This window comes from Micrococcus sp. 140720015-1 (genome assembly GCF_053627595.1).
Window position 1 is genome coordinate 54,833 of sequence record NZ_JBSEYC010000005.1, and the last position, 12,251, is coordinate 67,083.

Annotated in this window: 12 protein-coding genes; 5 read left to right on the forward strand and 7 right to left on the reverse strand. The window is 74.7% G+C overall.

Annotated elements, in window-relative coordinates; all coding sequences use genetic code 11:
* Positions 1-241: 241 nt before the first annotated feature.
* On the forward strand, positions 242-1,267 hold the full coding sequence (locus ACUXPL_RS09395) for a dioxygenase family protein (RefSeq protein ID WP_454183439.1): 1,026 nt from the start codon (positions 242-244) through the stop codon (positions 1,265-1,267).
* Between the two features lie 23 nt (positions 1,268-1,290).
* On the opposite strand, the gene ACUXPL_RS09400 is transcribed toward ACUXPL_RS09395, so the two are convergent.
* Both ACUXPL_RS09400 and ACUXPL_RS09405 read right to left on the reverse strand, forming a co-directional pair.
* Positions 1,291-1,815 carry a pyridoxamine 5'-phosphate oxidase family protein gene (locus ACUXPL_RS09400; RefSeq protein WP_010079391.1) on the reverse strand — a complete coding sequence of 175 codons (525 nt, stop codon included), beginning with the start codon at positions 1,813-1,815 and terminating at the stop codon, positions 1,291-1,293.
* Positions 1,816-1,882: 67 nt separating this feature from the next.
* A complete protein-coding gene (locus ACUXPL_RS09405) occupies positions 1,883-2,788 on the reverse strand; it encodes an inositol monophosphatase family protein (RefSeq protein WP_454183441.1) in 906 nt (301 codons plus the stop codon).
* An 81-nt stretch (positions 2,789-2,869) separates the two neighbouring features.
* Here ACUXPL_RS09405 and ACUXPL_RS09410 point away from each other — a divergent pair, with 81 nt between their 5' ends.
* Genes ACUXPL_RS09410 through ACUXPL_RS09420 form a run of 3 tightly spaced genes read left to right on the forward strand, consistent with a single transcriptional unit; the run spans position 2,870 to position 5,009 of the window.
* The gene (locus ACUXPL_RS09410) at positions 2,870-3,316 is read left to right on the forward strand and encodes a DUF6508 domain-containing protein (protein ID WP_182488652.1); all 447 of its coding nucleotides are present in this window, start codon (positions 2,870-2,872) and stop codon (positions 3,314-3,316) included.
* A gap of 29 nt (positions 3,317-3,345) precedes the next feature.
* Positions 3,346-4,566 carry an App1 family protein gene (locus ACUXPL_RS09415; protein ID WP_454183443.1) on the forward strand — a complete coding sequence of 407 codons (1,221 nt, stop codon included), beginning with the start codon at positions 3,346-3,348 and terminating at the stop codon, positions 4,564-4,566.
* Complete coding sequence (locus tag ACUXPL_RS09420; protein WP_002853740.1) at positions 4,563-5,009, forward strand: acyl-CoA thioesterase; 447 nt, start codon at positions 4,563-4,565, stop codon at positions 5,007-5,009. The genes ACUXPL_RS09415 and ACUXPL_RS09420 overlap by 4 nt, the downstream gene beginning before the upstream one ends.
* Positions 5,010-5,159: 150 nt before the next feature.
* Here the strand turns inward: ACUXPL_RS09420 and ACUXPL_RS09425 are convergent, their stop codons facing one another.
* The 4 genes from ACUXPL_RS09425 to ACUXPL_RS09440 form a co-directional block, all read right to left on the reverse strand.
* Positions 5,160-6,218, reverse strand: coding sequence for a hypothetical protein (locus ACUXPL_RS09425; protein ID WP_180536926.1), 1,059 nt, complete (start codon positions 6,216-6,218; stop codon positions 5,160-5,162).
* A 197-nt stretch (positions 6,219-6,415) separates the two neighbouring features.
* Positions 6,416-7,756 (reverse strand): NADP-specific glutamate dehydrogenase, encoded by a 1,341-nt coding sequence (gene gdhA / locus ACUXPL_RS09430; RefSeq protein ID WP_061866954.1) that lies wholly within the window; start codon positions 7,754-7,756, stop codon positions 6,416-6,418.
* A gap of 157 nt (positions 7,757-7,913) precedes the next feature.
* A complete protein-coding gene (locus ACUXPL_RS09435; protein ID WP_454183446.1) occupies positions 7,914-8,972 on the reverse strand; it encodes an aldo/keto reductase in 1,059 nt (352 codons plus the stop codon).
* Between the two features lie 74 nt (positions 8,973-9,046).
* A complete protein-coding gene (locus ACUXPL_RS09440; protein WP_387043882.1) occupies positions 9,047-10,264 on the reverse strand; it encodes a glycosyltransferase family 4 protein in 1,218 nt (405 codons plus the stop codon).
* A 160-nt stretch (positions 10,265-10,424) separates the two neighbouring features.
* On the opposite strand from ACUXPL_RS09440, the gene ACUXPL_RS09445 reads away from it, so the two are divergent.
* On the forward strand, positions 10,425-11,789 hold the full coding sequence (locus ACUXPL_RS09445; RefSeq protein ID WP_454183448.1) for a cell division protein PerM: 1,365 nt from the start codon (positions 10,425-10,427) through the stop codon (positions 11,787-11,789).
* Positions 11,790-11,799: 10 nt separating this feature from the next.
* Here ACUXPL_RS09445 and ACUXPL_RS09450 read toward each other — a convergent pair whose 3' ends face one another.
* Complete coding sequence (locus ACUXPL_RS09450) at positions 11,800-12,237, reverse strand: hypothetical protein (RefSeq protein WP_070709856.1); 438 nt, start codon at positions 12,235-12,237, stop codon at positions 11,800-11,802.
* Between the last annotated feature and the right edge of the window lie 14 nt (positions 12,238-12,251).

Below are 12,251 nucleotides of genomic sequence, written 5' to 3' on the forward strand. Positions count from 1 at the left end.
GCCGTGAGGTTGTGCGCCACCTTTATAGCGCATATGTCGCAGCAATGAAACTGGGCTGGCGGGTAGGTTGACGCGTCGCCCGAGGCGCTGGGGAGGGCCGGGGGTCCTACCCGTGCCAGAAACCTCCCAGAAGACGTCCTGGAGCCATCCCGCCGATCTCACGGAAACGTCCGGTATTCGTTGCCATGCTGGCCTCTCGACGCGGCCCGCCACCCGGCGGGCGCCCCACGAGAGGAACTCCATGGCCCCCTGGCTCCCGACCCGCTCCCGCCGTCCCTTCCCCCAGGTCACCGAGGGAGGCGAGGCCCCCGCCGTCACGCCCACCTTCGAGGGCCGGGCCTTCCACCGCCCGGCCGAGGACGTCGAGGACCAGGGCGCCGCCTTCGACGTCGGCACGCTCGTCTCCCGCCGCAACGCGCTCGGCATCTTCGGCGCGGGAGCGGGGGCCCTCGTCCTCGCCGCGTGCGGCGTCCAGGAGGGCGCCTCGTCCTCCTCCAACTCGACGTCTGCGAGCGCCGGCTCCTCGTCGCCCGCGGCCTCCTCCTCGTCGGCGGCGAGCGCCTCGCCGTCCGCCACCCTGACCGAGATGGTCACTGAGACCGCAGGCCCGTACCCGGGCGACGGCTCCAACGGCCCGGACGTGCTCGATGCGTCCGGCATCGAGCGCTCCGACCTGACCACGAGCATCGACACGGGCACCGTCGCCGAGGGCGTCCCGCTGACGGTGACGATGAACGTGATCGACATGGCCAACGGCGACGCCGCCATGACCGGCGCCGCCGTGTACCTCTGGCACGCCGACGCGCAGGGCCGCTACTCGATGTACTCGGACGGCATCACGGAGGAGACCTACCTGCGCGGCGTCCAGGTGGTGGGCGACGACGGCACGGTCACCTTCACCACGGTGTGGCCCGGCTGCTACGCCGGCCGGTGGCCCCACCTGCACTTCGAGGTGTTCCCGGACAAGGCGTCCATCACGGACGCGACGAACAACGTCCTCACCTCCCAGATCGCCATGCCCGAGGAGCAGTCCGCGCAGGTCTACGCCACCTCGGCCTACGACGGGTCCACGGAGAACTTGGCCGACGTCAGCCTCGAGACGGACAACGTCTTCTCGGACGGCTACGAGACGCAGCTGCCGCAGATCACGGGCTCCGTGGAGAAGGGCTTCGCCATCACCATCGACGTCCCGATCGACACCACCACCGAGCAGGAGCAGGGCGGGATGGGCGGGCCCGGCGGCGGGCAGCCCCCGGCGCGCCCCTGAGCCTTCTCGGCCCGGTCACCGGCTCAGTCGGTCTGGGACTCGTTGCGCTCGGGGTGCGGGCCGAACACGAAGTGGCGGCCGGACACGCGCTGGACGTCCACGCGGACGTAGAAGTCCTTGAGCGTCGGCACCCACGGTTCGATGCCGAGGGACTCGGCCTCCGCGATCTCCGCCTCCGTGTCCAGGCGGCGCGCGGTCCCGTGCACGAGCACGGACCAGGCCTGGTCGGCCAGGATCCCGTCGGCCTGCACCACGACGCGCGGGTTCACCGTGAGCTCGGCGAGCTTCGAGCCGGGCGCGGTGCGGAAGTAGATGGCGCCGTCGTGGGCCCGCACGTTCACCGGCACGATGTCCGGCCGCCCGTCCACGGCCAGCCCGAGGCGCGCGTGGCGCACGCGGCGCAGCAGTCGCCAGACCTGGTCCTCGTCCAGCACCAGGACGGCCTCGCCGTCCGGGTGCTCGAACATCAGGTGGTCCCCGGGCTCCGCGACGGGATCGGGGCGCTGCATCGACGGGGCATCGGCGGTGTCGTGGTGCTGCGGGGTCATCGGGGCCTCCTGGCGTGCCGGGACGGGCGCTGTCGGGCGCGGCGCTGAGATCGGGCTCACACCCACTCTAGACATGGTCGGCCGCCCGCGAGGCGACGATGTCGCCCAGCACCGCTGCCGTCGTCGGCGCCTCGCGGCCCGGGGCGACGGCGAGCGCGAACGGGCACGTGTGGGCGCGCGGGCCGTCGTCGACGAGCCGGCCCGACGACGGTGCCGTCGGCTCCGGCGTGAGCCACCTGCCCCCGGCGCGGCGCAGGATCAGCTGCCCCGCCGCGACGTCCCAGGGCTTGGTGTCCACGTACAGCGCGGCGTCGGCCCAGCCCGCCGCCGTGAAGGCGAGCTCGAGGGCGCCGGAGACGGTGCGGCGCACGGTCGCGTGGGCGGTCACGAGCCGCCCGAACCGGTGCAGCGCCTCGTCGCCCTCGCGCGCGAGCGCCTCGCCCGCCGGATAGGAGGTCACGAGGTTCTGGGCGCGCTCGCCACCGGCCGGCGCCGGCCGGGCGACCTCGGCCAGCGGGCGCTCCGGCCCGTCGCCGCGGGTGAGGTAGGCGCCGTCCCCGTCGGCGGAGAACGCCAGCCCGCCCACGGGGTCCAGCACGACGCCGGCCACCACCTCCCCGTCGACCTCGGCGGCCAGGGACACCGAGAACATCGCGAAGCCGTGCGCGAAGTTGGAGGTGCCGTCGATGGGGTCGACGATCCAGGTCAGTCGGGCGGCCTCGCCGGTGCCGGCCTGCGCCCCCAGCTCCTCGCCGAGCACGCCGGAGCCGGGGACCGCCGTCGTGAGCGCGGCGACGAGCCGGGCCTCGGTGCGTCGGTCGTGGACGGTGACGAGGTCGTGGTGCGTGGTCTTGGCCTCGGGCCCGGTCGCGGCGGGGGAGCGGAAGGCGGCGGCGAGGTCGCCGACGACCGCGCGGGCGGCGTCGAGGGCGATCGCGCGGAGCTCGGCGGGGCAGGGCAGGGCGGGGCTCATGCCCCGAGCCTAGGCGGGGGTCCGGACACGCCGGACCACACGCGAGACAATGGGGCCGACCCCCCGACCAGAGGAGCCGCCATGACCGAGCACCCCCTCCCGACCCCCGACGACGACGCCACCCTCACCGGCCCGCAGACCCCCACGCCCCAGCGCGTGGCCGCCGTGCGTGCGCTGCGCGAGCTGCTCGCCGCCGGCTACGGCACCGAGGCCCGGCCGATCGCCTCCTACGGCGCCCCCGCGCCCGGCACCCTCGGCGGCGTCTACCCGGACTACGACGACCGCGTGTTCCCCGGCCTCGTGGCCGCGCAGGAGCTGGCGGGCATCGACGTCGACTACCTGCGGAACGTGGACCGGGTGAGCGAGGCCGGCATCGCCGAGGCGTCCCTGGCCGACCTCGGCACGCTGTTCACCTACCTGGTGCGCGGCGAGCGGTTCGCGGACGGGCACGTGGCCGCCGCGATCGAGAACGGCAAGGTCGGCCGCATGCTGGACCGCCTGGCCGCGCTGGTCCCCGAGATCCGCTGAGAGCGCGCGCGGTGCGGAATACTGGGCGCATGCCCGCAGCCTCCGACGCCCCCACGCCCGCGCCCCGGCGCGGCCGCCTGGCCCCTCCCGGTGACCCCACCCCCGTGGAGAACGTCGCCACGCACCTGCAGGAGGGGTGGAACCGCTGGCACCGCGCCCGCGCGCTGCGCGCCGGCCACGTGCCGACGGTCATGGCGTTCACGGGCTACGGCAGCACCAGCTGGGTGCGGATCCTCTCCCGTGTGGTGATCGCCTCCGACGAGGAGTTCATGAACGGCCGTCGGCTGTCGAAGGTGGTGGCGGACGGCGTGCGCGGCTGGCGCAACTTCGTGGCCCCGCCCATGGCCTACGCCGAGGTCGAGGTGCAGGTGGGGGACCTGCGCACCACGGTGCGCACGGACCGGATGGGCGTCGTCGACGTCGTGCTGGACGTCGAGCTGGAGCCCGGCTGGCAGACCGCCACCCTCCACGTCGGCGGCCAGGAGGAGCACGCCGTCATGGACCTGTACATCTGCGAACCGGGCGCGCGGATCGGCCTGGTCTCGGACATCGACGACACCGTGGTGGTCACCTCGCTGCCCCGCCCCCTGCTGGCGGCCTGGAACTCGTTCGTGATCGACGAGCACGCCCGCACGCCCACCCCGGGGATCGCCGTGCTGCTGCGCCGGATCGCCGAGCTCGAGCCGAAGGCCCCCGTGCTGTACCTGTCCACGGGCGCGTGGAACGTGGCGCAGACCCTCACCCGCTTCCTGGGCCGCAACCTCTACCCGCTCGGCGCCCTGCTGCTGACCAGCTGGGGGCCCACGAAGGACCGCTGGTTCCGCTCCGGTCAGGAGCACAAGAGGGTCCAGCTCGAGCGCCTCGCCGAGCAGTTCCCGGACATCCAGTGGATCCTGGTGGGCGACGACGGCCAGCACGACCCCGAGATCTACGCCGAGTTCGCGCAGCGCCACCCCGACCGGGTCAAGGCGATCGTCATCCGGCAGCTGACCCCCTCGCAGGCGCTGCTCGCGGGCGGTCGGGCGGAGGACACCCGCCGTTCCACCCCGGGCATCCCGTGGTGCTACGGCCCGGACGGGGCCACGCTGTCCAATCAGCTCGAGGACCTGGGCATCCTGCCCGTCGAGTTCGTGGACGTGCAGCCCGAGGCCTGGCGCGAGGACATCCTCGGCGACGACGAGGCGCCGGCGACCCTCGACGCCGCGGCGCAGCGCGACGGTCGGTCCACGGACGAGGAGGCCGCCCGATGACCGCCTCGCGCTCCGTCGAGGTCCGCATCCCGCTGCGCTGGGCGGACATGGACGCCTACGGCCACGTGAACAACATCGCCGTGGTGCAGCTGCTGGAGGAGGCCCGCGTGGCGGCCTTCGGCGTGCCCGCGAACACCGGCGCCGGTGGCGGGCAGGCCCCGCCGATCGACCTGCTCGAGGGGGTGGCCCCCGGTGTGCGGACGTTCATCTCCGAGCACACCGTGAAGTACCGGGCCCAGATGCCCTACCGCCCCGTGCCGCTGCGCGTGGTGGTGAGCGTGGACGCCGTGAAGGCCGCCTCGGTGCACGTGGGCTACGCCCTGCACGACGGCGTCGACGACACCCTCTGCGCCACCGCGACGTCCGTCATGGTGTTCGTCGACGGGCAGACGGGCCGCCCCGTGCGCATCAGCCCCGAGCAGCGGGCGGCCCTGGCCGGGTGAGGTGGGCTGAGGTGGGCTGAGGCGGGCTGCTGACCGGCCGGCAGCCGCCCAGCGACATCACCGCCGTGCAGCACGGCTGCGATGTCGCAGAGCGGAGGTCGACCGCCCGGGCTCGCCGAGTCGAGACAGGGCCCGTGGGACGGCCGTGGATCAGACCGAGCGGGGGACACCCGCGGCGGTGAGGATCCGCGCCAGCCGGTCCGGCCGCAGGAGGTCTCCCCACGTCCAATGCGCACCCGCCCGGGTGACCAGCTGCAGGGCCACCTCCCGTTCCTTCTCCCGGCGGATGCTGGCGCGGCGGGCCGTGTCGTCACCGTCGAAGAACGACAGGTCGTACTTGCCCAGCCCGTCGAATTCCCCGTACACCCCCACCCGCTCCCACCAGAAGTCCGTGCGGGCCACCTCGCGTCCGTTCGCATCCCGGTGGCGATGCTGCAGCGCCGTGGGCGGGACGAAGCCGAGCTCGTGGATGACGGCCCGGCTGTAGGACTCGCCGGCGGATTCCGCCCGCGCGTCCGCGAAGTGCCAGGCCCGCTCGAATCGGCGGAGGGCGGCCGCCGATCCGAGTCGGCTCTCCGCCTGCCTCGCCCAGCGTGCGGCCTCCTCGGGCCGGGCTCGGACGAGCGCGTCCAGCGGGGCCACGGCGTCGCGGAACGGGGTGGCCGCCCCGAGGGCCAGCAGCACCGTGGGCAGCGGATCCGCCAGGACGGTCCCGAGGCTCTGCCCGTCGGACAGGACGGCCTCGACCGGCTGAGGCGCGGCCTGGGCCGCCTCCGGCAGCCCCCACCGGGGTCGGCGGCGTGGCAGACCGGGAAGCCGGCGGTCGTGGGCCACCACGGAGGGGGCGAAGGGACGGCGGGTCAGCGGACCAGCGCCGTGATGCCCGGGTGAGGGGGCGCGCAGCTCGAGCGCGGGCGGTTCGACGGCCGGCCCCAGCCCGTGCAACCGGGCCGCGGTCAGGCCCGTGAACACCGTCGCGGGGCGGGCGATCGAGAGGGCGACGGCGGACACGACCGTCCTGTCCCACGGAGGCAGCGCCGCCCAGTCGCCGGCGCTGATGTAGACGCGCGGGCAGAGCCGCACGAGGACCCCGCGGGTCCAGGCGCGTTCGAGACGGCGCCGCGCCGCCCCGTCGTGAGGGTCCGCCGCGCAGAGCAGGGGCCCGCGTCCCGGGAGCAGCGCACGCGAGTGGTCGGAGAGCAGGGTCATGCGGCCCAGTGTCGTGGGCCTGCCCGGGGCGAGACGGGTCCGCCGCGCGGACGGTGGAGGGCACCCGCCGTCGGGGGCCTGTGCAGGAGTCGGGCGCCCTCGAGCGACCGCCGCCCTGCGACATCACCGCGCGTCAGAACGGCGGTGATGTCGCAGGGCGGCGGAGGATCCCGTGAGGGGCGGGGTGGGGCCTAGCCTCAGACCACGCCCTGGGCGATCATCGCGTCGGCGACCTTGATGAACCCGGCGATGTTCGCCCCGGCCACGTAGTTGCCGGGCGTGCCGTACTCCTCGGCGGTCTCCACGCAGCGGTCGTGGATGTCGCGCATGATCTGCTCGAGCCGGTCGTGGGTGTAGTCGAAGTTCCACGAGTCCCGCGAGGCGTTCTGCTGCATCTCCAGCGCCGACGTCGCCACGCCGCCCGCGTTGGCGGCCTTGCCCGGGCCGAACAGCGTCCCGGAGTCGACGAACAGGTGGGAGGCCGCCTCGGTGCAGGGCATGTTCGCGCCCTCGGCCACGGCCTTCACCCCGTTCTTCAACAGGGTCCGCGCGGCGGACTCGTCGAGCTCGTTCTGGGTGGCACACGGCAGGGCCACGGTCCCCTCGACGTCCCAGACGCTGCCGCCGGTCACGTAGCGGGACCGCCCGCCGCGGCGCTCGGCGTACTCGGAGATACGGGCACGCTCGACCTCCTTGATCTGCTTGAGCAGGTCCAGGTCGAGGCCGTCCGGGTCCACGATGTAGCCCGAGGAATCGGACGCGGTGAGCACGGTGGCCCCGAGCGCGGCGGCCTTCTCCGCGGCGTAGATGGCCACGTTGCCGGAGCCGGAGATCAGCACCTGCTGGCCGTCCATGGATTCGCCGCGCGTGCGCAGCATGGAGTCGACGAACATCACGGCGCCGTAGCCGGTGGCCTCGGTGCGGACCAGCGAGCCGCCCCACGTCAGGCCCTTGCCGGTGAGGGCGCCGGCCTCGAAGCGGTTGGTCAGTCGCTTGTACTGGCCGAACATGTAGCCGATCTCGCGGGCGCCCACGCCGATGTCGCCGGCCGGCACGTCCGTGTGCTCACCGATGTGGCGATGCAGCTCCGTCATGAAGGACTGGCAGAACCGCATGATCTCGCGGTCGGACTTGCCGGCGGGGTCGAAGTCCGAGCCGCCCTTGCCGCCACCGATCGGCATGCCGGTGAGCGAGTTCTTGAAGATCTGCTCGAAGCCCAGGAACTTGACGATCCCGAGGTACACGGAGGGGTGGAAGCGCAGCCCGCCCTTGTACGGGCCGAGCGCCGAGTTGAACTCCACGCGGAACCCGCGGTTGACCTGCACGACGCCGGCGTCGTCGATCCACGGCACGCGGAAGATGATCTGGCGCTCCGGCTCGCAGAGGCGGTGCATGACCCCGGCCTCGACGTACTGGGGGTGGCGCTGCACCACCGGCCCCAGCGCCTCGAACACCTCGGACACCGCCTGGTGGAACTCGGCCTCGCCGGGGTTGCGCGCGAACACTTCGTCGCGCAGGGTCTCCAGAGACTCATTCATGGTGTCCTCCTCGGACGTCGGGATAAAGACGCCCCGCGGTGCCCCCGCCGTGGCGCGCCGCGGTCGAAGGAGGCCGCGGTGCCTGACGCCCATCCTGACAGGGAGTGCGCTCTGTTACCGAAATGAGACGCGGGCCACCCCGGGCCCCGCGTTCGGCTCAGCGCGGCGGCGCCGCCTCGGTGTCGATGCTGGCCTGCTGGCTCTCGCTGTAGCGCGGGCCCGCCACGGTCGCCTCGTTGACGAGGTCGTCCAGCCGGGCGACGTCGGCCGGGGTCAGCCGCACCTCGTGCGCGCCCCGGTCCTCGAGCCAGTGCTCCCACGAGGTGGTGCCCGGGATCGCCAGGACGTCCTCGCCCTGGGCCAGGACCCAGGCGACGGCGAGTCCCGCCGTGCTCGTCCCGAGCCGGACGGCCTCGGCCGAGAGCGCCTCGCGCAGCGTCAGGTTGGCCTCGTAGTGGCCCTCGGCGAAGCGGGGCAGCCGGTGCCGCAGGTCTCCCGCGTCCAACCCGCCCAGCCGCGGCGGTGCGTCCGTGAGCAGGCCGCGGCTGACGGGGGAGAAGGCCACGAAGGCGGTCCCATGGCGGCGGCACGCCGCGAGCACGCCCCACTCGGGGTTGCGGGTGGCCAGGGAGTACTCGGACTGCACGGCCGCGATCGGGTGGACGGCCACGGCCCGGGTCAGGGTGGCTGCCGAGACCTCGGACAGGCCGATCGCCCCGATCTTGCCGTCCGCGACGGCCTCCGCGAGCGCCCCCACGGACTCCTCGACGGGAACCTCCGGGTCCAGCCGGTGCAGGTAGTACAGGTCGATCCGGTCCTGACCGAGCCGGCGCAGCGAGGCGTCCACGTGCGCGCGCAGCGTCTCCGGGCGGCCGTCGATCCGCCGCTGCCCGTCCCGCACGAGCCCGCCCTTGGAGGCGAGCAGGACGCGCTCGCGGACATCCGACCCCGCCCGGGCGAGCGCCCGCCCCACGAGCTCCTCGCTGCGGCCGCCGCCGTAGAGGGTGGCGGTGTCCAGGTGGTCGGTGCCGTCGTCGAGCACGCGGGTGAGCAGGTCGACGGCGGCGTCGTCGTCGAGGAATCCGGAGTAGCCGTGCACGACGTTCATGCACCCGAGGCCGACGGGGTGCACGTCCTTGCCGGCGAGGCGGCGGGGCGCGGCGGGATCGGGCAGGGGGCCGGGCTCGGCGGGTCGGGGGTGCGGGGTGGCGTCCATGCCCGCCACCCTAGCCACGGCTCCGGACACGAGACCCGGACCGCCGGGCGCCCGCCCGTCGTCCGCCCCGGCGCTCAGCCGAACACGCGCGCGGCCAGCAGCGCCGGCGCCGTCAGCAACCGGCGGGCCAGCTCCACGCGGCGGCGCTCCTGCACCGCGATCGCCTTCTCGTAGTAGCCCACGAGCTGCTCGCACAGCACCGGCCAGGTCCGGCCCTGCACCGACGCCCACGCCGCGTCGGCGAACGCGGCCCGCTTGACGTCGTCGTACACGAGGTCCGCGACGTGGCGGCGCAGCTCGTCCAGCTCGCCGGGCGGGTAGAGCCAGCCGGTGCGGGAGGCGTCCACGATGTCGAGGGGGCCGCCGCGGCCGACGGCGACGACGGGCACGCCCGAGGCCATCGCCTCCTGCAGCGTCTGGCCGAAGGTGTCGGACTCGCCGGGGTGCACGAACAGGTCCAGGCTCGCCACGTGGCGCGCGAGGTCCTCGCCCCCCTGGAAGCCGGCGAAGTGGGCGCCGGGCAGCTCCCGCTCGAGCTGTTCGCGCAGCGGCCCGGAGCCGATGACCACGAGGCGGGTGCCCGGCAGGTCCGAGAGCACCCGCAGGTCCCCGACCTGCTTCTCGTGCGCCAGCCGCCCCACGAAGCCCACGAGCTTCTCGCCGTTCGGGGCGAGCTCGGCGCGCAGCGCCTCGTCCCGCTGGGCGGGATGGAATCGGCGGGAGTCGACGCCGCGGCCCCACAGGTGCACGCGTCGCACCCCCTGGCGGTGCAGCTGCCGGACGGTGAACGACGACGGCGCGAGCGTCAGCGTGGCCATGTTGTGCAGGCGCGCCACGTGGCTCCACAGCACGTCCTCCAACCACGGGGCGCCGTACCGGGCCGCGTAGCCGGGGACCTCGGTCTGATAGACGGCCACGGAGGGGATGCCGAGCTCCTCGGCCGCCTGCACCGCGCGCCAGCCCAGCACGAAGGGGGAGGCGATGTGCACCACGTCCGGGGCGAAGTCGGCGAGCATGCCGCGCAGCCGGCCCACCGTGCCGGCGGCCACCCGCACGGAGGCGTACCCGGTCAGGGGCACGGAGGGCAGGGTGCGCACGGGGAAGCCCTCGACCTCGCGGGGGGCCTCACCGGCGCCCGCGCGTTGGGTCCACCCGGCGGACCACGAGGCGGCCGGGGCGATCACCATCGCCTCGTCGCCCCGCTCCCGCAGGTGGCGCAGCACCTGGAGGATGGAGTTGGTGACCCCGTTCATGTGGGGCAGGAACGATTCGGCGACCACGACGACACGCACGTGGCCGACGCTAAGGACCCCGGACCACGGCCGGGACACCCGCCGACGACGGCCCGGTGACCCCGCGGTGAACTCTCGGGGCGCGTGACGGTCGTCGCACCGGCCCGCGCGGCCCGCCCCCGTCCAGGCGCCGCCCGGAGTCGGGTGGCACCATGGACGGGTGAGTTCCCGCCCCGCTGCGCCCCGCCTGCTGCGCCCCGTCCCCCTGCCGCTGTGGCTGCAGGGGGTGGTCGAGGCGCTCGTCACGGCGATGATCAGCCTGCTCGCGGTCACGGTCCCCACCCTCGCGGTGTGGGCCACGGGCGGGTTCGAGCGGCCGACCATCGAGGGCGCCGTCCAGGTGGGCGGCGTCCTGTGGCTGGCCCTGCACGCGGTGCCCGTCACCGTGGCCACGGCCATGCCCACCGCGCCGGATCACCTCATCACCGGCACGGCGTGGCTCGTGCCGTGGGGCCTGACCCTGGTCCCGCTCGCACTGTCCTGGCGGGCCGGCCGGCGCCTGGCCCGCGCGTCCTACCGGGACCAGGCGTGGCAGGCCTTCGTGGGCGCGGTGGGGGCCTACGCCCTGGTGGGGCTGGCCGTGGCGTTCCTGCCCGGCACCGACGAGCTGACGGCGCACCCCGCCCCGGCGGCGCTGCTGCCCGCCCTGCTCTTCGGCGTCGCCGCCCTCGCGGGGGCGCGGCGCGAGGCCGGCACCTGGGCGCACCTGATCGGCCTGGACCTCACGGAGCGGATCTCGCGGCGGTCGCAGTATGAACGCTGGGCCGGCTCGTACGCGTGGTCCGTGGTGCGCGCCGCGGTCGTCGCCGTGCTCGCTCTGACGGGCCTGAACGCGCTGCTCGTGGCGGGGCGGCTGGCCGTCGAGTGGGCCGCCGTCGTCACCGTGGCCGAGGCGATCGGGGGCGGCCCGCTGGGCGGCCTGCTGGTGGCGCTGCTGCAGATCGGCTGGCTGCCCACGTTCACCGCGTGGTCGATCGCGTGGACGGCGGGACCGGGGTTCTCCGTGGGCGCGGACAGCCTCTACTCCGTGTTCGGCGCGACGCCGGCCACCGCGCCCGCCCTCCCGGCGCTGGGTGCGCTGCCCGGGACGTGGTCGCCGTGGCAGCTGCTCCTGCTGGCAATGCCGATCGGCGCCGGCGCCGTGGCGGGCGTGTGGCTGCTGCGGGAGGGGGAGAACCACCTCGACGACTGGCTGCACACCCGCCACGGCAGCCGCGCGGTGTCCCTGACGCTGTCCACGCTGGCCCTGGCCGTGCTCACCGGACTGCTCACGGGGCTGCTGCTGCTCGTGCCGCTGGCCCTCACCTCCGGGACGCTCGGGCTCGGCACGCTGACGGACATCGGCTCCCACGTCTGGGCGGTGTGCGCCGCCGTCGCCGGGTGGGTCGCGCTGGGCTGCGCGGCCGGCTACCTCACGGCCCTGGCCGTGGCCGGCCACCGGGACGGGACGACGACGGTGCCGCGGTCCGGCGACCGCGTCTCGGGCCTGCGCGACCGGCCGTCCCCGCGCCGGGCGCGGGACTGACGCCCGCGGCTCAGGGCCGCAGCTGGGGCACCCCCGTGCGCTCCTCCACCTGACGGGTGAACTCGTCCGCGCACGCCTGCTGCGCCCGCACGGTGAGCGCGGAGGCGCCGCACTGCTCGAGCTGGACCGTCGCGTCCCACGCGAGCAGCGGCAGCGCCGCCGTCGTCATGCCCATCAGCGCCATCGCCATGCCGGCGGACGCCACCGCGCGGGGCAGCCCCGAGCGCTCGGCGCCGCGGCTCGTGACCCACACGCGCACGCCGAGCACGAGGGCGACCAGCCCCAGCGCGAGGGCGATCAGCTTCCACGGCAGCACGAGGGAGAAGGAGAGCACCATCCCCAGCAGCGCCACGGACTGCCACAGCAGGGCACGGCCGGTGCGGACGCGGCCGGGGTCCGGGGCGCCCTGCGGCGGGCGGGGCGGGGAGGAGGGAACGGGGGCGGACACCCCCTCACCCTACG